19 protein-coding genes and 1 tRNA gene are annotated in these 21,633 nt (G+C 58.7%); 4 read left to right on the forward strand and 16 right to left on the reverse strand.

Annotated elements, in window-relative coordinates; all coding sequences use genetic code 11:
• Positions 1–55 precede the first annotated feature (55 nt).
• A complete protein-coding gene (gene lacG, locus I1M21_RS01560) occupies positions 56–1,477 on the forward strand; it encodes a 6-phospho-beta-galactosidase (protein WP_229025504.1) in 1,422 nt (473 codons plus the stop codon).
• 739 nt (positions 1,478–2,216) lie between these two features.
• Complete coding sequence (locus I1M21_RS01565) at positions 2,217–3,473, forward strand: ATP-binding protein (RefSeq protein WP_138340180.1); 1,257 nt, start codon at positions 2,217–2,219, stop codon at positions 3,471–3,473.
• Here the strand turns inward: I1M21_RS01565 and I1M21_RS01570 are convergent, their stop codons facing one another.
• Positions 3,474–4,238, reverse strand: a complete 765-nt coding sequence (locus tag I1M21_RS01570; RefSeq protein WP_271762538.1) for a DeoR/GlpR family DNA-binding transcription regulator — start codon at positions 4,236–4,238, stop codon at positions 3,474–3,476.
• A 206-nt stretch (positions 4,239–4,444) separates the two neighbouring features.
• Between I1M21_RS01570 and I1M21_RS01575 the strand changes: the two genes are divergently transcribed.
• On the forward strand, positions 4,445–5,497 hold the full coding sequence (locus I1M21_RS01575) for an aldose epimerase family protein (RefSeq protein ID WP_195192141.1): 1,053 nt from the start codon (positions 4,445–4,447) through the stop codon (positions 5,495–5,497).
• A gap of 92 nt (positions 5,498–5,589) precedes the next feature.
• On the opposite strand, the gene I1M21_RS01580 is transcribed toward I1M21_RS01575, so the two are convergent.
• Positions 5,590–6,060 carry a PTS sugar transporter subunit IIB gene (locus I1M21_RS01580; protein ID WP_195192142.1) on the reverse strand — a complete coding sequence of 157 codons (471 nt, stop codon included), beginning with the start codon at positions 6,058–6,060 and terminating at the stop codon, positions 5,590–5,592.
• A gap of 207 nt (positions 6,061–6,267) precedes the next feature.
• Here I1M21_RS01580 and I1M21_RS01585 point away from each other — a divergent pair.
• A tRNA-Thr gene (locus I1M21_RS01585) sits at positions 6,268–6,343 on the forward strand.
• Between the two features lie 209 nt (positions 6,344–6,552).
• Here I1M21_RS01585 and I1M21_RS01590 read toward each other — a convergent pair.
• From I1M21_RS01590 to I1M21_RS01655, 14 genes are all read right to left on the reverse strand, one after another.
• Complete coding sequence (locus tag I1M21_RS01590; protein WP_195192143.1) at positions 6,553–7,026, reverse strand: NanQ anomerase/TabA/YiaL family protein; 474 nt, start codon at positions 7,024–7,026, stop codon at positions 6,553–6,555.
• A 32-nt stretch (positions 7,027–7,058) separates the two neighbouring features.
• A complete protein-coding gene (nagA, locus tag I1M21_RS01595) occupies positions 7,059–8,228 on the reverse strand; it encodes an N-acetylglucosamine-6-phosphate deacetylase (RefSeq protein ID WP_195192144.1) in 1,170 nt (389 codons plus the stop codon).
• 143 nt (positions 8,229–8,371) lie between these two features.
• Positions 8,372–9,103, reverse strand: coding sequence for a GntR family transcriptional regulator (locus I1M21_RS01600; protein WP_138113319.1), 732 nt, complete (start codon positions 9,101–9,103; stop codon positions 8,372–8,374).
• Positions 9,104–9,335: 232 nt separating this feature from the next.
• Entirely contained in the window at positions 9,336–10,826 is a 1,491-nt protein-coding gene (locus I1M21_RS01605) for a PTS transporter subunit EIIC (RefSeq protein WP_195192145.1), read from the reverse strand.
• 533 nt (positions 10,827–11,359) lie between these two features.
• A complete protein-coding gene (locus tag I1M21_RS01610) occupies positions 11,360–12,445 on the reverse strand; it encodes a hypothetical protein (RefSeq protein ID WP_195192146.1) in 1,086 nt (361 codons plus the stop codon).
• A gap of 126 nt (positions 12,446–12,571) precedes the next feature.
• Positions 12,572–13,657 carry an isocitrate/isopropylmalate dehydrogenase family protein gene (locus I1M21_RS01615; RefSeq protein WP_195192147.1) on the reverse strand — a complete coding sequence of 362 codons (1,086 nt, stop codon included), beginning with the start codon at positions 13,655–13,657 and terminating at the stop codon, positions 12,572–12,574.
• A gap of 6 nt (positions 13,658–13,663) precedes the next feature.
• Positions 13,664–14,362 (reverse strand): HEAT repeat domain-containing protein, encoded by a 699-nt coding sequence (locus I1M21_RS01620; RefSeq protein WP_195192148.1) that lies wholly within the window; start codon positions 14,360–14,362, stop codon positions 13,664–13,666.
• A gap of 15 nt (positions 14,363–14,377) precedes the next feature.
• Positions 14,378–14,806: a hypothetical protein gene (locus tag I1M21_RS01625; RefSeq protein ID WP_055310425.1), complete on the reverse strand. Its 429-nt coding sequence runs from the start codon at positions 14,804–14,806 to the stop codon at positions 14,378–14,380.
• Between the two features lie 5 nt (positions 14,807–14,811).
• Complete coding sequence (locus I1M21_RS01630; RefSeq protein ID WP_195192149.1) at positions 14,812–15,891, reverse strand: NAD(P)-dependent oxidoreductase; 1,080 nt, start codon at positions 15,889–15,891, stop codon at positions 14,812–14,814.
• Positions 15,892–15,989: 98 nt separating this feature from the next.
• Positions 15,990–16,943, reverse strand: coding sequence for a DegV family protein (locus I1M21_RS01635; RefSeq protein WP_195192150.1), 954 nt, complete (start codon positions 16,941–16,943; stop codon positions 15,990–15,992).
• Positions 16,944–17,023: 80 nt separating this feature from the next.
• A complete protein-coding gene (hpf, locus tag I1M21_RS01640) occupies positions 17,024–17,608 on the reverse strand; it encodes a ribosome hibernation-promoting factor, HPF/YfiA family (protein WP_035137685.1) in 585 nt (194 codons plus the stop codon).
• A gap of 317 nt (positions 17,609–17,925) precedes the next feature.
• A complete protein-coding gene (locus I1M21_RS01645; RefSeq protein ID WP_229025505.1) occupies positions 17,926–18,918 on the reverse strand; it encodes a substrate-binding periplasmic protein in 993 nt (330 codons plus the stop codon).
• Between the two features lie 751 nt (positions 18,919–19,669).
• The gene (locus I1M21_RS01650; protein ID WP_195192152.1) at positions 19,670–20,779 is read right to left on the reverse strand and encodes a hypothetical protein; all 1,110 of its coding nucleotides are present in this window, start codon (positions 20,777–20,779) and stop codon (positions 19,670–19,672) included.
• Positions 20,780–20,784: 5 nt separating this feature from the next.
• A complete protein-coding gene (locus I1M21_RS01655) occupies positions 20,785–21,597 on the reverse strand; it encodes a ComF family protein (protein ID WP_271762524.1) in 813 nt (270 codons plus the stop codon).
• Positions 21,598–21,633 lie beyond the last annotated feature (36 nt).

Here is a 21,633-nt window from a genome sequence, read left to right on the forward strand (position 1 = left end):
CGGATCCCCAGTTCGGGCACCTCTCCCTATTCGTATCCCACAGAAAGGATGACTCATGACCAACCCCATGCAGTTCCCCGACGGCTTTGTGTTTGGCGGCGCCACCGCCGCTTACCAGGTTGAGGGCGAGACCCGCACGCACGGCAAGGGCAAAGTGCCCTGGGACGATTTCCTGGCAGCTCAGGGTCGCTTCTCCCCCGACCCCGCAAGTGACTTCTATAACAAGTATCCGGTCGATATCGACCTGTGCCAGCGTTTCGGCATCAACGGCATCCGCGTCTCCATCGCCTGGAGCCGTATCTTCCCCAACGGCACTGGTGAGATTAACCCCGAGGGTGTTGCCTTCTATCACGAGCTTTTTGCCACCTGCAACAAAGCCGGCGTTATCCCCTATGTCACGCTCGATCACTTCGATACGCCCGAGGCCTTTTACCAGAACGGTGGCGAGGGTTTCCTGACGCGCACGACGATCGACGCCTTTGTCGAGTATGCCAAGTTCTGCTTTGCCGAGTTCACCGAGGTCAAACACTGGTTTACCTTTAACGAGATTCCCGCGACCGCCGAGGGCAGCTTTATCGTTGGCAACTGGCCGCACGGCGAGAAGTACCGCCTGGACAAGGCCTTCCAGCTCATGCACAACATGATGGTGGCCCACGCCAAGGCCGTCGTCGCCTTCCATGAGGGCGGCTTCGGGGGCGAAATCGGCATTGTCCAGAACCTGGAGCCCAAGTATCCCCTCGACCCCAACAGCGCCGCCGACTGCGAGGCCGCTCGCATGGCCGACGTCATCAACAACCGCTGGGTACTCGACGCCACTTTCCGCGGCCACTATGCAGCCGATACCATGGAAACCGCCACCAAGCTGGCCCATATCGCCGGCGGCGAGCTTGATGTTCGCGACGAGGACATCGCTGCGCTGTCCGCCGCGCTCCCCTACAACGATTGCCTGGGCGTCAACACCTACAAGTGCCAGTTTCTGCGTGCCGCCGAGGGCGAAAACGACATCAACCACAATGGCACTGGCGACAAGGGCTCCTCGCGCTGGTTCCTCAAGGGCGTGGGCGAGGCATGCGTGCGCGAAGGCGTTCCCACGACCGATTGGGACTGGATCATCTATCCCGAGGGCCTGTACGACCTGTTGCTCCGCATTAAGAACGATTACCCCAACTACAAAAAGATCTACATCACCGAGAACGGCATGGGCTATAAGGACGACTTTGAGGACGGCTTTATCGACGACGCCCCTCGTATCGACTACATGCGTCAGCATCTCGCATGGATCCTCAAGGCAATCGACGGCGGTGTAAACGTCGATGGCTACTTTGTGTGGTCGCTGCAGGATCAGTTCTCCTGGACCAACGGCTATAACAAACGTTACGGCCTGTTCTACATCGACTTTGAGACCCAGAAGCGCTACCCCAAGGCGAGCGCGTACTGGTACAAGAACGTCGCAGAGACTGGCCTGCTCATGGCCTAGTTTCCGCCGCATACCCCCTGTCGGCCGCATGTGAGTCCCTCCACGGGATCGCATGCGGCCTTTTTGTTTTTGGCCGGGCCGCGCGGATCGTTTGTCTCGATCTGTAACATCTAGCAGGGATTTTCGGTCCTAATTGTTACAGATTGAGACGAACGCGCAGGCCGGTCCGAATAATCTAAATCTGTAACACCTAGCCCACTTTTGACCATCTACCTGTTACAGATCGAGACAAACGCACAGTTCAATCCGCTCAATCTCAATCTACAACATCTAGCCGAGCTTTTCGGTCCCAGTTGTTACAGATTGAGACAAACGGAATCGGCCAGGCAGAAAATCTAAATCTGTAACATCTAACGAGCATTTGATCGCCTAGTTGTTACAGATCGAGACAATCAGATGGTCAAATCCTCACTTTCCAGGCAGCTACGAAGCGCTCCTCTTTCTTAATTATTATCGGCATCACGAACACACTTCGGTATCTTTTAATGCCAAAATGATACCGAAAGCGTGTTCGAGAATACGGATAATTCCATGCGTTAGCCCAATCAAGCCCCAGGCTTACAAACTCCGTTATTGTTCAGAATGCCAATGCATTCGCGTTTGCGCGTCATTTCGCGTCACTTTGACGCGCAAAATGACACGCAAATTTTTTCGTGTCATAATTTTGACGCATAAAATGACGTGTAAAATTTTTACGTGTCATTTTTCACGTCAAATTGAAGCGAAACGGAGCATCACAATGCAAGAATCCAAAGATCTTGAATTCAAGGAATGCGTCACCAATTCGTTCCTTAAAACCGTCTCCGCTTATGCAAATGGCACGGGAGGACGCGTTCTATTTGGAATTAACGACGACGGAGAAGCCGTTGGCCTCGATGACCCCAAGCAGACCTGCCTGGATATCGAAAACAAGATTAACGATTCGATCATCCCCCAGCCCGATTACTCCCTAAAGATCGACGAGCCCGATGCAACCGTGGAGCTTACGGTCTTTCCCGGCAGATCGAAGCCTTACCTATACCGCTCGAAGGCATACAAGCGCAATGACACCGCGACCATTCCAGTTGATACCCTAGGCCTTTCGCGTCTTGTACTCGAGGGTCAAAACCTCTCCTTTGAGCAGCTCCCGGCAAACAAACAAGATTTATCTTTCACCGTTTTAGAGAATCGTCTAACAGCAAAACTTTCGCTTCAGTCATTCACAACCGATACTCTCAAAACCCTTGGCCTGCTTGATGAAACCGGAACCTACAACAACGCGGCAGAACTGCTCGCGGACGAGAATGGCTTCCCGGGTATCGACATCGCAGTGTTTGGTGAAACTATCAACCTCATTAAGCAGCGCAAGACTCTTGAACATGCATCCGTTCTAGCGGAAATTGACGGAGCCCTTGAGCTTTTCGAAGCCCAGTACTGCTACGAAGAGATCCAGGGGATGGAGCGGATCCGCAAGGAGCTCATTCCGCTCGAAGCATTCCGCGAGGCCATTACCAATGCAGTCGTTCATAGGACTTGGGATGCGCCCGCACACATCCGCATCTCGATGTTCGACGACCGTGTGGAAGTCGCTTCGCCCGGCGGCTTGCCGGCAAGCATGACCGTCGATGAATATCTGTCCGACATGCTATCCGTTAGACGCAATCGTATTCTTGCCGAAGTCTTTTTGCGCCTGGGTCTTATCGAAGCCTTTGGAACGGGCATCATGCGAATTCGCGATACCTATAAGGACAGCGTCAGAAAGCCCCGGTTTCAAGTTTCGGATAACGCCATTGTGGTAACACTTCCCCTACTCATGGATAACCCGGGGCTCAAAGGCGACGAACTTATCGTATTCGGACTGCTGAGCGGAGTACACCCTCAATCGACAAGCGAGCTTGCGGCCAAAGTCACCTTTAGTCGCTCGAAGCTTCTTCGCATCCTCAAAAAACTCGTTGAGACAGGCCTGGCGACAGTTGAAGGCACCGGCAGAGGGCAGAAGTATCGCCTGCTACGCTAGTTAGCAAATGACCTGCGCGTGCTCCTCGATGGCGGAGCGATCCGCGGCGGAGATGCTCGGCTCACATACCACGGCGTCCAGGCTGTCCAGACGGCAGAAGGTGTAGAAGTCGCGCTTGCCAATCTTGCTGGAATCGGCGATCAGATAGCGCGAGTCGGCCTTGCTAAAGGCGAGCTGCTGGATGCGGCCCTCTTCCATGTTAGACGTAGACACGTCGCCGTCCAAAATGCCGTTTGCGCCGATAAAGGCTGCGTCGATCCCCAGTGCGCGCAAGGTGTCCTCGGCCGTGGGGCCCACAAAGGCGGCAGTGCGGCGGCGGTACACGCCGCCCACCAGGCACAGTTCGCAGTCTTCGCGCGCCTCGAGCAGGTTAAACACCGAAAGCGAATTGGTCACAATGCGCAGGCGAAACGCCGGCAGCATCGAGGCCATCTGCTCAACCGTGGTGCCCGTGCCCAAAAAGATGGTCGAGCCTTCCTCGATAAGCTCCACAGAACGGCGCGCAATCTGCAACTTTTCCTCGGCATGCTTGGTGCGCTTTTCGCTGTGCGAATACTCATGGCGCAGCATAGCGTGGGGACGGCCCTGTGCACTGCGGGCTCCGCCGTGTACGCGCTCGATCTCGCCTAGGCTCGCAAGCTCCTCAAGATCGCGGCGGATCGTCATATCCGAGACACCTAACGCATCGGAAATCTCTTTAACCGAGACCGTGCCCTGCTCCTCGAGCAGCTGACGAACCTTATCCTGTCGCTCTGCCTTAATCACGATGAATCCTCGCCGTTCTTTGCGCGTATATCATTCAAACAGTAACGAACAAATTGTACCAGACTCGCACGCGTCAAAAATGGACGCCCGCACAGCCCCAATCATCACTTTTTTAAGAAAAATACCCCCTGCTTTAGTGGGATGTAGTGATAATTTGGCCTGTTCGCGCTACAGTTTGTCCGAAATACATCGATGTTAGGAACCTAATGATCACTTCCGAGCTTTTCGGCACCGCGCCGTGCGGCACCCCCGTTCATCGCTACACCCTCAACGGGCCCGAGATCTGCGTTCGCATTATGGACTATGGCGCTACCGTGCTGGGTATCGACGTACCCGACATCCCCGGCAACGTGCGCGATGTGGTGCTGGGTTTCGATAAGCTCGAGGATTACTTTGACAATCCCGCCTGCTTTGGCGCGACCATCGGCCCCGTGGCAAACCGCACAGCAGGCGCCACGATCACCGTCAATGACACAGACTGGCATATGCCGGCCAACGAGGGCGCCAACAACCTTCACAGCGACCTTGAGCACGGCCTGCATAAACGCGTGTGGGACGTTGAACTCGACGAGACTCACAACGCCGTTCGCATGACCACCTCGCTTGAGGATGGCGAGCTGGGCCTGCCCGGCAACCGCACCTTTACAGCCGTGTTTACCGTGACGCGCACCGGCGTCTTTCGTATCGAGTATGGCTGCGAGAGCGACCGCGCCACCTACGTGTCCATGACCAACCACACGTACTTTAACCTTGCCGGCCATAACGCCGGCATGGACTGCGAACATTTCTTTGTCGCCAACGCCGCCCACTACCTGCCCATCAACGAGCAGAACATTCCCACCGGCGAGATTGCTCCGGTCGAGGGCACGCCGTTTGACTTCCGTGAGCTGCGCCCCGTCGCTCCCGGCATGGAAGCCGACGACCCGCAGATTAAGCAGGCACGTGGCTACGACCACTGCCTGTGCATCGATGGCTATCAGTACGGCCGCAACCTGCGTCGCGCCCTGCATGTCGAGGAGATGTGGACCGGCCGCGAGCTGGACTACTACACCACCGCCCCGGGCGTGCAGCTCTACACCGGCAACTGGCTTGGCGACGAGCACGCCAAGGACGACGCCAACTATGGTTGGGGCGCTGGCTTTGCCCTCGAGGCAGAGATGTACCCCGACGCACCGCACCAGCCGCTGTTCCCGCAGGGCATTGTGGGCCCGGGTCACCCCTACAGCAACGTGATCGAATACCACTTTATGAGGCACTAAGCCTACAACGCAACATATCGCACAGCAACGCCCGCCGGCACCACCGCCGACGGGCGTTTTACTACCTAGTCATTGGGGACGTTCTTAAATGACTAGGTAGATGGGTCGGGATTGGAACTGGGGAGATAGCGGATTTCTAGCTCTATGCCGAGTTCTTGCAGCTCTTTGAAGGCGGCGATGTCCGTATTGTCTACGGCAACGGCAGGAGTTGCGGAACGCTTGCCCTCACCCGCTCGCATATGGCCAATGCTGATCTTGGTGATTGGCACGCCGCCCTTAACCAGCGCGAGCGCATCGGCGGGTGAGGCTACCATGATCAGAATCCACTGACGCGGCGTTGCGGTATGAATGATGTCGATGGTCCTTTGCACCGAGAAAAACCGCGTCCAAACGCCTTCCGGCGCCGCCACCCTCATGGGTGCCCATTGGCGCGAATCCGCCGCGATCTCATCGTTGACGATTAAAACAAGGTTGGAACCCACGGCTTCGTTCCACAGCTCAACGTCTTGCCCGTAAATGAAACGGTCATCGATACGCGTGAGAAGGATCCTGGGTTGAGCCATGGCTGCCCCATTCTGTTTGAGACCCATACGAGCGGGACGTCGGCCACCAACTCAACAGCAGGTCAAGTACCAAATGGGCACCGCAGACATCACGCCTCTAATATTAGTGCATTTAAAGTGAGAAAAGCCGTCAGAACACTTGCGCGGATTTGCGATGTCCCGTATCATAGACAGCCGTTGACGCCTCAGTTGCGTCACCACATGGCCGCCAGCGTAGCTCAGTTGGTAGAGCACCGCTCTCGTAAAGCGGGGGTCACCGGTTCGAGCCCGGTCGCTGGCTCCATTGCACAAGATAGCCGCCTTCGGGCGGCTTTTTTGTTGCCGATTTTGAGTGCGCATGCGCCAATGCAAGCACAACGCCGCCGGCAACTCCCCTACTCAACAAAAAAGCCCCGCCAACCGCAATCCCCAAGGGAACCGCGATTAACGGGACTCAAGCGCGCTCCTCAATGGAATCACGCCATCAGACGAGCAGCTCAGCCGGGCAGCGCGCTACTCCTCCCAGTAAGCGTCTGCAAGCAGCTTAAAGCAGATCTTCTTGACCGGCTGCGCGCCATCGCCCGGGAACTCGAGCGTGGGCATGTGAGGCTCGCCGGCAACGAACAGCGCAAACTTATCGTCAGCAAGATCGCCGGCAATCGAAGCGTCGGAATCGACCAGATCGTAGTCGTCCTTCTCGTCAAACTCCTGGACCAGCGTCAGGCTGCCCGTGGCAACCTTAAAGGCCTCACGACCCTCGACATCGATCTGCAGGTCGTGATAGCGCTGATGCGTCTCGTAGTGGGCCTCGGCCTCGGGACGCGTCGTGGGAGCCATGACGTTCGCAAAGACCTTGTCGCCCAGAATCGGATGGCTGCCGACCTCGAGCTTCGTCGGATCGTTCTCCTCGAGCCAATCGATCAGCACGTCGAGACCCTTGAGCATTCCGCGATACTCCTCGATATCGCCCAATGCACCGTAAATCATCTAAATCCCCTTTCGGATCGTTTCTTTGGCGGCTACTCGGTAAACGCGTTACCGACGCTGTTGCCACCCACATACGTCTCGACCAGGGTAAGGTCGGGATTGAACACGACAAAATCGGCATCGCGGCCAGGCATAATGCTGCCACATTTATCCTCGACGTGAGCAGAGCGCGCGGGTACCTCAGTCGCCATGCGAATTGCGATATCGGCGCTCGCAAGACCCCAGTCGACGATGTTCTTGACGCCCTGTGCGAGCGTGAGCACCGAACCGGCGATAGCAGAGCCATCGGCGAGCCAGCAAAGGTTGTCCTTCATAATGACATCCATGCCGCCGCTGGTGTACTTGCCCTCGGGCATGCCGCCGCAACCCAGGCAATCGGTGATCAGCACCGTGTGCTGCCAGCCCTTGGCCTGCAGCAGCACCTTAATAGCAGCAGGGTTCACGTGTTTGCCGTCGCAAATGATCTCGGCATAGGTGTTGGGCGTGGTCATAGCAGCGCCCACAACACCGGGCTCGCGATGGTGCAGACCGCGCTGGCCGTTGTAGGTATGCGTAAAGCAGCTGGCGCCAGCATTGATGGCGGCAGCACACTCATCATAGGTGGCATCGGAGTGGCCAATGCAGGTCACGACGCCCTTTGCGCTCAGAGCCGCGGCGTAAGCGGCGGCGCCGTCACGCTCGGCCGCCATGGCGCTCTTGACGATTCGACCGCCGGCGGCCTCCTGCCACTCGTCAAAAACTTTCTCGGACGGATCGATCAGATAAGCAGGGTTCTGGGCACCCACATGCTTCATGGTAAAGAACGGACCCTCCAGGTAGATGCCCTGAATACGAGCACCGCAGAACTCAGGTCCGCGCTCTTCGTCAGCCTGTGCAATGGCAGCGCAGGCGTCCTTGATCTGCTCCACACCGTCGGTAAAGGTCGTAGGCAACCAGCTGGTGGTACCACGACGAGCGAGCTCGGTCGAGCTGATGTTGATACCCTCGGCATCGTTATCGGTCGTGGCATGGTTATAGAAGCCATGAATGTGGGTGTCCACCATGCCCGGCGCAATCCATGTACCCGAATAATCTTTGATCTCACAAGCGGGCTCATCGGCCTGCCAAGCGCCAAAGACGCCATCTTCGACCATGAGGTAGCCGCCCAGCTGCGGCCCCGCCGGCAAAAAGAACTTGTCGGCCTTGATAGCATACGTGCTCATCTATGCTCCCGTACCCGCAGTGCGTTTTAGGGCGGATCAAAAACCACTGCATTGTTAATTCGAGCGATTGTTCGTTGCCTTCTTGCGCTTGGCCCATTTTGCACCCGCCGCAAAACACACCAAGCCGTTTATACCCAATAACTCTAGACTGCGCGGTTGTGGTAGACCTTGTATTTAAACTGGTCGGCGCGCGCAACCGAACGCGTATACTCGATAACCTCGTTGTTCATGTCATATGTGGTACGAATCAAATCCAGGACCGGTGCGCCTTCGGCAATCTCGAGCAAACGAGCGTCGGAATGGCGGGCAATACTCGCGTAGAATTCCTCCTCTGCCACGCGAACTTTCTCGTGAAAGTCCTGCTCGATCATGTCGTACAGCGATTTGTTCTCGATCATGGGGCGCTTAAGCGCAAAGAACTTGCGACTCGGCAGATATGTACACTCAATCATCAGCGGCACACCATCGGCAATACGCAGGCGCTTGATCTTGTACAGACGCTCGCCCAGACGCGCGTTCATCTCTACGGCAATATTCTTATCAGCCTCGACCTCGGTAAACTCAAGAATCGTCGTCTTGGGCACACGGCCGATCGCCTTCATCTGCTCGGTAAAGCTATAGATTTGCGAGAGGTTTGCCGTTTGCAGAGAGCGGTCGCACACCATGGTTCCACGGCCGCGCTGACGAACCACCAAGCCTAGTCGCTCAAGCTCCTGCAGGGCAAGGCGAACCGTCGTACGCGAGAGCCCGTAGCGCTCCGACAAGTCACGCTCGGACGGCAAATAGTCGCCGGGTCGAAGCTCGTGATCGATTTTATCGGTCAGCAAATCGACGAGCTGATCGTACAAAGGTTGTTTGCGCGCTCCCATTGCCATAATGATACCTGCCGGATAAATGACTCGAAATTGGTTGTAACCAGACACCACGGACTATAGCAGTTTTAATGGAATAACAACAGGTCAACAAGCATATTTCAATATTGTTTGCCAGTTGATTGCCTGTGTACTGTAATACCAATTACATCGCTGCATCAAGTATTGAGGTAGCAAAAAGGGCCGCCCCCGCGGAGCGGGACGACCCTTTGCAAGACAGATACGTCTTTAAGGCTTAGAGAAGCTTCTTGAGCTCCTCGGCAACAGCCTGGACCTGCGTGCCGATGATGACCTGGGTAGCACCCTTGTCCATCTTCATGACACCCAGAGCGCCAGCCTTCTTGCAGGCAGCCTCGTCGACCAGATCGGAATCGCCGAGCTCGAAGCGCAGGCGAGTAGCGCAGCAGTCAACGGTCTTGACGTTCTCCTTGCCACCGACGGCAGCGAGAACAGCGGCGGCCAGAGCGGCGAACTTGTCGTCGCCAGCAGCGGCGGAAGCGGAGGTCTCCTCGACATCCTCATCCTCGCGACCAGGGGTCATGAGGTTGAACTTGGTGATGGCGAAGCGGAACACGAGGTAGAAGACCACGAAGGCAGCGATGCCCAGCGGGATGATCATCCAGGTGTTGGCGGCAGCCGGGAGGCTAGAGGAGAACAGGAGGTCGGTAGCACCAGCGGAGAAGCAGAAGCCAGCACGGAAACCAACATAGTAGGTGACGATGGTGAAGATGCCGTACAGAGCAGCGTACACGACGTAGAGCGGGAAGCACAGGAACATGAAGCCGAACTCGAAGGGCTCGGTGACACCGCAGACGAAGGCGCAGATAGCAGCGGAGACAACCAGGCCGATAGCAGCCTTCTTGTTCTTAGCGGTCTGAACCATAGCCAGGGCAGCGCCCGGGATACCGAACATCATGCAGGGGAAGAAGCCGGACATGTACATACCGAGGCTCCACTTGACGTCAGCGGAGGTCTCGCCAGCCCAGAAGTGGGTCAGATCGCCCAGGCCGATGGTGTCGAACCAGAACACGTTGTTCAGAGCGTGGTGCAGACCGGTCGGGATGAGCAGGCGGTTGAGGAAGGCGTAGATGCCAGCGCCGATGCCACCCATAGCAGCGATACCCTCGCCCAGAGCGACGAGCGCACCAAAGATGAGGGGCCAAGCGAAGAGCAGGACGACGGAGACGACGATGCAGATGACGGCGGTCATGATGGCGACGCAACGCTTGCCGGAGAAGAAGGCCAGCCAGTCGGGAAGACGGGTGTCCTTGAACTTGTTGTAGCAAGTGCCACCGATGATGGCGGACAGGATGCCGATGAAGGAGTTGCCAGCGATCTTGGAGAACGCGATGCCCTCGGTCGTGGCAAGCCAAGCGGTCTGAGCATCGGCGTCCATACCACGAATGGTACCAACAACAGCGGGGTTCAGGAGCTGCTGGATCATCAGGAAGGCGACGAGGCCAGCGAGGCCAGCGGTGCCATCGTGATCGTCGGCAAGGCCGACAGCGGCGCCGACTGCGAACAGCCAGGCCATGTTATCGATAAGAGCGCCGCCTGCCTTGATGAGCAGGAAGCCGGCGGTATAGGCAAAACCGGTAGTGTCACCGGCAGCACCCATGACTGCGGGAGCGAGCAGGTAGCCCACGCCCATAAGAATACCTGCGACGGGAAGCGCCGCGACGGGAAGCATCAGCGCTTTGCCGAGCTTCTGGAGGTACTTCATCATATGGTATCTCCTCCAACCTTTCTTTCGTTGTTCACCAACGAGTTCCATGTCCGCGCCTTGTGCATACCGGCTTCTCCGCTTGCCGGCATTAGTGCGCAAACTTAGACAACCCAGTCCCTTTTCTCGGGTTGCTGGTATGTACGGTAGCACACACTCAATTCAAACGTCCACCACATTTCGTTCAAATTACTATATCGTTGCCAAACGGTTATTTTTGGCCCGTAAACGGTAATTTACGCAGGTAGATGTGCTGCGTTTCTTTCATTACCAAACTAATTCTTAGCAATTTCCATTCGATTTCGTCTCAAAATTGGTTACTACCAGATGAACATTGGTACCACATTGTTACTACCAGTTTGGCCGAAATCGTTTTCACTTTACGTGAATAAAGTCTCCAAGAATTTGTATATATAACCCCTCCTACTCTCTCTTCCCCGCCCTTTCCTACAACGCAACAAGCCCCCTAGAACGATGTCCGTTCTAGGGGGCTTCATCAGATATTTCGGCTTCGCACTCGAAAGCTCAGGCAATCTTTACGCAAACAGGCCGTAGATGCTGATGTTGGCCTTGGCGTACAGGCCGTTGGCGTACTCGGTCCACTTGGAGCTGGCGCTCGAAGCCTGCGAGGAATACTGCTGGTAGGCGGTGTAGTAGGCGGTCATGGCCTGCTTATAGGTAGCGCTATCGGCCGTAAAGGCATCGTCGGCAAAGGCCTTAGCGTAGGCGCTATCGGCGTCCTTCCAAGTGCCCTTCTCACTATCCCACTCGTCGCCGGCAAGGTTGATGATGTAATCGGCGTAGTCCTTGCTCGCGGTGTCCTCGTTGCCGTCAGAAGGCTCAGTCGGAGCAGTCGGCATGGTCGCGGAGCTATCGCCCACCTTCTTCTTGTAGAGCTTCTGCAGCGTCGCGGACTGGCGGACAATCTGCTTGGCCTGGTCCTTGGACACGCCATACTGCGTGGCCATGGTCTTGTAGTCCGAAGTGCCGATGGAATCCTCGGCGTACTTCTTCATCTCCTTAGAGGAGACGGTAATGCCCTCGTCCTCGGCAGCATCGAGCAGAATCTTGTTGCGTACGTAGGACAGGATGATGTCGGCAGAGGGAGCGGCGTAGTTGCCATCGCCGTCCTTGACGGTATCGAGGCTGTACTGGCTCTCGATGGCCTCGCGCGCGGTGATGTCACTCTTCTTGCCGTTGTAGCTGTAGCTTGCTACGGTCGAATCGAGCTGGTCCTCGGTCAGGGTCGACGAGCCGACACCCTTGCCGCCAAAGCCGCCATTGCCAATAAAGAATCCGACCACGGCGGCAATCACGACGGCGACCACAAAGGCGGCAATCATCGTCTTCTTGTGCTTGCAAGCGTGGTTGTCCACGTCGGAGTCGTCGTCCTCGTCCTGCTCCTCGGGCATCAGATTCTCGTCGGCGGCGTCCGCGGCGATCTTTGCTTCCAGGCGAGCATCCTCCTCCTCGGCGGTCGTGCCGGCGGCAATATGCTCGGCAGACGTGCCGGCGACCAGGTCGATCTTCTCGTCCTCATCACCGTCGGGGCCTTCGCCGCGCTCGATGATCTGGATGCCGTCGATCTCGTCCTTCTCGTCCTTCTTTTGAATCAGACCCATATCAGTTACTCCTTGTTAGGAAACATAGTCCCCAATAGAATACGCCCGACAGAGCGCCGGGCGTATTGATTCTTAGGTTATACGCAAACACTTAAGTACTATTTAGGCGTTTGCAGCCTGCATGTCTTAGGCCAGGTGCGCGATAACGGCATCGGCAAAGGCCTGCGTGCCCACAGCGCCCTCGACGGAGCCGGTCTGGGCACGACGCACGTCACCGGTAACCTGCTCACCCTCGTCGAGCGTGGCAGATACGGCCGCACGGATGCGATTGGCAGCATCGTTCTCGCCCAGGTGATCGAGCATCATCGCAGCAGAGAGGATCTCGGCCGTGGGGTTGGCGATATCCTGGCCAGCGATATCGGGCGCGGAGCCGTGCGTTGCCTCGAAGATGGCGCAGTCGGCACCGATGTTGGAGCCGGGGGCCATGCCTAAGCCGCCCACCAGGCCGGCGCACAGGTCGCTCACGATGTCGCCGTACAGGTTGGGCAGCACCAGGACATCGAAGTCGTTGGGGTTTTGGACCAGGCCCATGCAGGTGGCGTCGACGATCTTGTCGTTGAACTCGATATCGGGATAGTTGGCGGCCACCTCGCGCGCAACGCGCAGGAACAGGCCATCGGTCGCCTTCATAATGTTGGCCTTGTGCACGGCCGTCACCTTTTTGCGGCCGCAGCGGCGGGCGTACTCAAAGGCGTACTCCACAATGCGGCGGCTCTTGGCGATGGAAATGGGCTTAATTGAGATGGCGGAATCGGCGGCGAAGGTCTTCTGACCCGAGCGCTCGACAAGCTGTGAGAGCTCCTCGACCTCGGCAGCGCCCTCATCGAACTCGATCCCGGCGTAGAGGTCCTCGGTGTTCTCACGCACGATGACCAGGTCGACGTCGCGGAAGCGCGAGCCGTCGCCCGGCTGCGACAGGCAGGGGCGCACGCAGGCGTACAGGTCGAAGTGCTTGCGCAGGGCCACGTTGACGCTGCGGAAACCCGTGCCGACCGGCGTGGTGATGGGGCCCTTGATGGCAACCTTGGTCTCAGCGACCGCATCGAGCACGTGCTGGGGCAGCGGCGTGCCAAACTCGTCCATGACGCCGGCACCGGCCTCCTGGACATTCCAATTGATCTGGACACCGGCGGCCTCGACCACGCGGCGCATGGCCTGCGTAATCTCGGGACCGATACCGTCACCGGGAATCAGGACTACATCGTGCGCCATAATCTGTTACTCCTCGTTTTCGGCGTCGTCAGATTTTTTAACGCTAGCACGCTTCTTCTTTTTGGAGAGATCCAGGCCAAAACGTTTAACAAGCATTTCGCAAATCTCGCTCGAACGGGCCTTGAGATAGCTGCCCTTGCCGTTCTCGGCATCGAACTTAAGGCGCAGCGCGAGCTTCTCGGCGACCTCGGCGTCAATCTCGCCCTGACCAAACTCGTACAGGCAACCGAGCATGTCGCGATACTCGAGGTCACCGTGGTAGCACTGGATGGCCTCGTCCAGAATGGGCCAAGCCTCGCGCGAACGCTCGACACTCGTGGCGCCCCACACACACAGCAGGCGGAAGGCGGCATAGCGCAGCGTGGAGGAAAGCTCATCGAACAGTGCGGTCTCGGCGCCCTCAAAGGCATCGCCCAGCTGCTCGGGGCAGGTGGTGGCGAGCGCCGTCAGGGCATCGAGGGCCTCCCAGCGGGTCTGAGCCTCGGGGCGGTCGAGCGCCTCGATCAGCGCGGGCACGCAGGGCACGACGCGCTGCGGATCGCGCTCGGCAAGCAGGTGCAGCACGCGGGCGGCAAACTGGCGGATGCGGCGCGTGGGGCAGCCGAGCTCCTGGACCAGGCGGTCGACGGCGTTCTCGTTCTCCTCTGCCAGCTGGAGCTGTGCCAGCTCCTCGTCGGTGAGCTGTTCGTCTTTGTTTTCTGCCATAGTTACCTCTTCTTACTATTTCTTAGCGTGCTTGCCAGCACCCTTGCTGTCATCGGTGACCGAGATGAGCTGTCGGTCGGCCGCGCCGTTGCGACGCGCACGACGGCGCTCCTCGGCATCGCCCGCGTCGGCGGCGGCGCGGTGAGCCTTGTTGACGTTAAAGACCTCGTCGTGCTTGCGCCACGGACCCACGGACTCGCCAAAGCTCATCTTAAGGCCGGCGATAAAGCCGCCGAGCCAGCCAATCGGCGCAAACTGCACCAGCGGGAACAGCGAGAACACCCAGGTCAGCAGGACGACTGCCGCCGCGCCTGCAAAGTTGGCGATCCAGTAATCACGCTTGGTGATGACGCGCTTTTCGCACGCCCACTGGCCGCACAAAAAGCCGATGTAGATCGCAAAGAGAAAGAGCACTAGCGCGAGCACCACGAACGTCCAGCTCATGGGCGCTACTCCCCGTGATGGTGGCCACAGCAGCACTCGTGGCCGTCGTCATGGCCGTGGCCGCCGCAGCACTCGTGGTCCTCGCCATGGTGGTGGCCGCAACCGCACTCGTGGTCGTCGCCATGCTCGCCGCAACCACAGCCGTCCTCGTGGGCACCATGCTCCTCGGGACGATACTGAGACCAGTCCAGACCGGCGGCAATGGCGTCGGCCTCCTCCTTGTAGAGCACCGTGATGGCCTGGGTGCCCAGCTTGGCGCCACCGATGGCGTCGAGCATGTCGTAGAGCGTAAAGGCGACGTCGGCGCCGGGCAGCGCAAGCTCGCGGTCGTCGGCATAGGCGAGCGCCAAGCGCAGGTCCTTGATGAAGTGCTCGACCATAAAGCCGGGCTTGTAGTCACCGTCGAGCGCCTTGGGCGCCAGGCTCTCCATGGCGCCGGACTTGCCGGTGCCGCCCAGGATCATCTGACGGGTTTTCTCCAGATCGAGGCCGCTCAGCTCGGCAAATGCCATGGCGTCTGCCATGCCGACCATGCAGGCGCCCAGCGACACCTGGTTGGCGAGCTTGGCAGCCTGGCCCTTGCCGGCGCCATCGAAGCAGCAGATGTTGGCCGCAAAGGTGGAAAGGATATCGCGAACCGGGGCAATGTCGTTCTCGGTGGCGCCCACGATAGCCGTGAGCGTACCGGCGATAGCGCCCGACTCGCCGCCGGTGACGGGGCAGTCAAACGCCATGCGACCAGAAACCTGGGCGGCCTCGGCAATGTCACGGGCAAGCTCGGGCGAGCTCGTCGTGAGGTCGATCAAGACCGCACCCGGCTTGGTGCACGCGAGCAGGCCGTCGCCCGCCAGGTAGAGTTCCTCGACCTCGGAGGGATAGCCCACCATGGTAAAGACGACATCGGCGTTCGCCGCGGCATCGGCCGGCGTATCTGCCCAGACGGCGCCGCGCCCGATAAGCGCTGCGGCCTTGGACTTGGTGCGGTTGTTGACCGTGACGGGATAGCCGGCGTCCAAGATGTGGCCGGCGATGGGGGCACCCATGATTCCGGTGCCGATGAATGCGACGGAGAGCTTGTTTGCCATGAAACCTTTCCTTTTGGGTTGGGTGTTGTTACCAGGTTGAATACTCGGTGCCAGCGTTTGGGCAGTGAGTTGTGATCGATTACGGCCGCGTTACTTGCCTACTGGCCGCGCACGCGGCGGGCGATGCGGTCGGAAAGCGAGGCTTTCTCGGCGCGGTTCTTACCCCAAAACGCGCAGGCCACCATGCCGGGGCCCACGTGCGAGCCGATGGTGGGGCCCACGGAGCTGCGAATGATCGTGACGTCGGCGCAGCCCTCCTCCTTGCGGATGGCGGCCTCGAGCCAGTCGCCGTCCTTCTCGGCATCGGCCGTCATGATGGCGATGGGCATGGTGCGATCGGGCACGTAGTTCTCGCGGAACGACTTGAGGATGGACTTGAGCGCCTTCTTGCGGCCGCGGTTGACGCCGATCAGCGACAGCGAGCCGGCCAGGTCGTAGGAGAGCTCGGGCTTGACATCGAGCTTTGCCGTGAGTTGCGCCGCCGCGGGCGGAATGCGGCCGCCGGCAGCCAGCGCGTCAAAGCTCTCGAGCGTAAAGTAGCCGTGGACGTAGGTCTTTGCCTCGTTTGCCCAATCGACCAGCTGCTTGGCGGTCAGTCCCGCCGAACGCTGGCGCACGGCCTCGAGCGCCAGGAGCGCGCCGGTCGCGCAGGGCAGAGCGTTGTCGACCACGTAGAGCTCAAAGTTGGGATACTCGGCGCGCACGGCATCTGCCGCCTGGCACGCGGAGTTGTAGCTCGACGACAGCGCCGAGGTAAAGCACAGGTAGACCGTTGGTGTGCCCTCTTTGGCGCACTCGGTAAAGAACTCGATATAGCGACCGAGCGACACGGCAGAGGTAGACACGCGAGCGCCGGCGCGCATGCGGTCGTAGAACTCCTTAGGCGTGATGCTCGACCAGATATCGTCCGTGCGCTCCTCGCCATCGATAATGAAGGGGAAGCCCAAGATATCGACATCGAGGTTCGCGGCGACCTCGGGGCTAAAGTCGCAGCAGGTATCGACGACGATGCGGCAGCGGTCAGAATGGCCGGTAGATGCAGCCTTGTCCATCAAAGCGACTCCTTACGTAAAAAAGGCGGCCATCCGCATGGGATGACCGCCGGCCGTTAACTCATGCAAGTTAACGTATTTTACTCGTCAAGCGTTTCGATGCGGGGCTTGATGATGCCATATCCACCATTCTTACGGTGATACACCACATTGATGAGGCCAGTCGTCGCGTTCTCGAACACGTAGAAGTCGTGGCCGAGCAGATCGGTCTGCACCAGTGCCTGCTCCTCAGTCATCGGGGTGACATCGATGACCTTCTCGCGGACGAGCAGGTCATCCTCCTCCTCGGGCAGCAGCAGGTCGGCCAGATCCTCGACGCGCTCGACCGGTGCGACATCCGCTGCGCTGGCACCGCCCTGACGATTGTCCACGACCTTGGTCTTGAACTTGCGCAGCTGGCGGGTGACCTTATCGGCGGAGAGGTCGATGGCGGCGTACATATCTGCACCGTGCTCGGCAACGCGAATTACAGAACCGCGGGCACGAACCGTGACCTCGACGATTGCCGGGTTGGGGTTCGAGGGGTTCTTCTCATAACGAAGCACGACGTCGACTGTCATGGGCTCGATGTCGAAAACCTTGAGCGCCTCGCCGATCTTCTCATCCACATGCGCACGCAGAGCATCGGTTACCGTCGTCTTGCGTCCAGAAACCTTGATATCCATACGTGGCTCCAATCTGCCTCGGGGACTTACTGTACTGGCTATGTACCCATTGCCGTGCATTTAATCACGCGGATTCCTAAAGACCCGAATAACGATTGCTTGGTACCGCATACCGAAGTCTCGCACTTTTCTGTGGCAAAGTGCGCTATAGGAGGGCGACGGCGACTTTGGTTTTGCACCTAAAAAATGTCTTTGACCTGCTGGTTTTATGGAAACAAAAAAGCCGGGCTCCCCTGTTGGGAAAGCCCGGCAATGCGTGTTGAAACCGTGAAGAGGCGTCTCTCCTAGCGCATGGGAGACGCCACCCCTAGCAATAACTAGCTATTGAGCTTGTTAATGTCGTCGTCGGTGATAGTGCCCTCCTGGCTGGACGATTTATCCTCGGAGGTTGCACCCTCGCTGCTCGAATCGGAGGATGCGGACTCGCTGGATCCGGTGTCGGTCGACTGCACGTCGGCGCCCGAGACCGTCTTGGTGGTGAGGTCATAGGGCATCGTGCCGTACCAGACGGAGTGGACCGCCTCGAGCGTGCCATCGACCGTGATACCGTCGAGGGCATCGCTCACGGCACGGCATAGCTCGTCGTTGGCCGCGAGGCCCGCGACACCGAGCGTCGAGGGCGTCTCGAGCGCGCCGACGTAAGAGATCTGGCTCATCAGGCGCGCAAGGTAGCCGCCGGCCGTGGAGTCGCAAATCACGTAGTCGATCTCGCCGGACTCGAGCGCCTCAAAGCACTCGTTGATGTTGGAGAAGGTCTTTTGGTTGGCCGTGATGCTCTGCTTGCCGAGCGCTTCCTGCGAGGCCGAAGAGGTCTGAACGCCCAGGGTAGCGGTGTTAAGCGTTTCGGTGGAAACGCTCAGCGACTCGCCGTCGCTCGTCTTCCCGAACACTGCCGCAGCGTCGTACAGGCAAGTACCAAGCGTGCTGATGTCACCATCCGTGGAATTGATGTCGCCAATGAAGATGTCGGCCTTTTTGTCGCCAAGCGCGGAATCGGCAGAAGACGCATCGACGAAGGCAACCTTAAGGCCCATACGGCTTGCAAGGGCGCGGGCAGCATCGACCGCGTAGCCCGTGAGGTTACCATCGGCGCCCTGCATGGCCTGCGGGGCATCGGAGGTATCGAGGGCAACCGTCAGGGTACCGGGAGTGACCAGGGCATCGTCCGACACCGTAGGGGTAACGGTCTCGTGCTCGATCTGGTCAATCGTGGGCGTCGTGAACGTGGACAGTGGGTTGAACGCGCATCCGCTCAAGCCCAATACGGCAATGACCGCCGCGGTCCCAGCACCTAACCGAGCCGCGTGCATCAAGCTGCCCCTCACCATGTCCACTACCCTGCCTTCTGTGTCGTATACAATCCGTGCGTTGCGCGGAATAACGGGTGTTCCCACCAGCTGACCTGGTATTTGACCCCACACTTGCGCACCGGGGTGTTTGCTCGGGAGGCCGTAGCCACCTTCACGACTGGCCCGCTCGCCCGCGAGGCGGTATTGCCCCAAAGAAAGTAGAACGGACGGTGCGGCTTACATCTAGGACGCGCCATGATCGCGCCGCGCGCACGCGGTCGCTTACGTGGATCCCTTTGACCGCGTCTGTCTTGGACTAGGATGGACATTTCGTCCGTCCGCAACCACAGCCTGGCAGGAACGTAGCGCATTATAGCTAAGTTCAAGCTAAAGTTTAAGGTTAGGGGCGCCATTCGCACCGTGAGCACAGATTTTGCAGGTCGGAGCGGACCATTCGTGCCCCCATGAAGCCCGGAGCTCCCCTACGGGGAGCTCCGGGGCACCCGTCTCAGGGCGCCGTGTGCAAATAACGGCAAATATGAGTACTGTCACCAATTTAGTAGCAGCGTTTTTCCGCCCCGCGAGCCCTTTTTGAGTTCCGCACAGCCTGCTTGGCGCCAAGATATTCCACATTCGTTTATTATCTCTTCAATGAATCCAAATTTTCGGCCCAAGTTTCTTTGTTTTTACTGCTACTAATCTAGTAACAGTACTCATATTTGCCGTTTTTTGCACAGGGCATATAAACAGACCCCCCTATAAAGCCATAGTTTTACGCCGGCTTGAGCCCAAAGCACGCTCGGAGCGTATTCAGCAGAGTATCTTGCCTCTTTCGACGCGCCTTTACGCGATTCTGATATCGTTTTCCCATGCGCTGGTGGATGCGCCATGCGAGCGCTTCCATCGCTTCCATGTCGCAGAGCATTTCGTTGTTGACCGTCGCGACCTCGATTCCCATAGTAATCAAGCCCGTGTTGCGTTTTTCATCATGGACACGTCCCCTCCGGGAGGAATGACCCAGCTCACCGTTGTATTCCAGGTCAAACCGGGCTGCTTCCTGATACGCATCGCAAACTGCATGGAGCATCCCCGAGATTGCTTGCGCGCGGTCATCGAACTCGATCTTGTAGTCGGTCTTAAAGGGACCGCAGGCAAATCCGCCATAGGAAAACGGAAGCGAAAACATGGCAAGCATGATGCACTCCATGGGTGAGCGCAGGTTTTCCGACAGATAGGGACACAGCCGCCGCAGTTGTTTGGCCGCACTCCCCTTGCATGCCGCGAGGTAATCTGTCAGGCGATCGGGCGTCAACACCGGCTCGACTTCAAAGTAGCCCACGTCTGCCGGTTGGTCCTTGTCCTTTGCAAGTCTATTCGCAACAGGTGAGGTGTAGGGAGGCAGATACTTCCCGCGATCGCTCAGTGAAATCTTGGAACACAGTTCCTGGGCCAGAGCAAACGCCTGGATACAGCCGACCTCGCGGGCGACGGCAACACAAAGGGCCTCGGGAGATAGGCTGTACACCCCCGGTTCCACCTCTAGAATCGAGCCGGCAGGCAACCCGGAACACACGGACCAGCCCACACCAGGCATGCGTCGGCGCTGCGCCGCAGATCCCACCAGCAAGCACAGATCTTCTTGCACCTCGCCGCTTTTGACTCCAATTCGCACCAGGTCGGGAAGATAGATATCCTCGGTCGAAGGCGATGACGTACACAGCACGCGGCGCTCCTCCTCAGGCTCAAGGTCCTTCCAGCCGATGTAGCCCATCTGCCGGCGCTCGGCGCGCATCATGCGTAGCGCCGAGGCGCCTGTTAGGATTATGGAAGCCGCTAGCTGTTCGCCTGTCGGCTCGTTGCATCGCTCAATCTTTACCGCCACACGAATCACCCCCACCAAACGCGTGCGATAGCGAGGCCATCAACGGCCGCGGCACCGGCGCGTTTGAGTTCCGCCGAAGCCGCTGCCATCGTCGCGCCCGTGGTGATAACGTCGTCAATAAGCAGCAGGCGGCGGCCCCGCACGTCCTCAACGGTCTCGTACATGCCTCGGGCGCGTTCACGGCGTTCTTCACGACCGAGTTCACGCTGGTCGCCATGGCCGTACTTAACGAGGGCGTCGAGTAGCGGAACACCCGACAGCTCGCAAAATGGGCGCGCGATGGCTTCAATATGATCGAAGCCGCGTCGCCGAAACGCCGCCGACGTCGCGGGCACAAACACCACCGCATCGGCGCCGGACAACACACCGCCGTAGCGTTCGGGTGCCGCGACCTGGGCATGTAAGGCGGTGTCGTATAGCAGCTCTGCCAGATACGGCGCCAGACGTCGTTCGCCCGCGTCTTTGTACGCTTTAATGATCCGCGGCAGCGGATGCGTGTAAACGGCACATGCCAGGCACCGGTCGAGCGCTTCGGCCATCGCCGAAGACGCACCCTCGACCGAGCACTCGGTGCACAGCAAGTCTCCAAACGGGGCTCCGCATCGGGTGCAGCTATGCCGCGGGTCGATAAGCGCAAGCGCCGCCAGGCAGTCTTGGCAAATAAGCGCGCCGGAGCGCTCGCAGCCAGCACATCGCGTGGGCGACAACGCCTCAAGCGCCTCGTGCGCCGCCCGCTCGGCAAACGGTAGCAATTCATCCGCAAACGGTAGAATGTCGGCACCTTGCAGGCATCCCAACACATTCAAATGTCTCTTCACGACACAACCCTCCCTACGTTCGGTCGCAGGGAGGGT

Source organism: Collinsella aerofaciens (assembly GCF_015546965.1).
Lineage (GTDB): Bacteria > Actinomycetota > Coriobacteriia > Coriobacteriales > Coriobacteriaceae > Collinsella > Collinsella aerofaciens_X.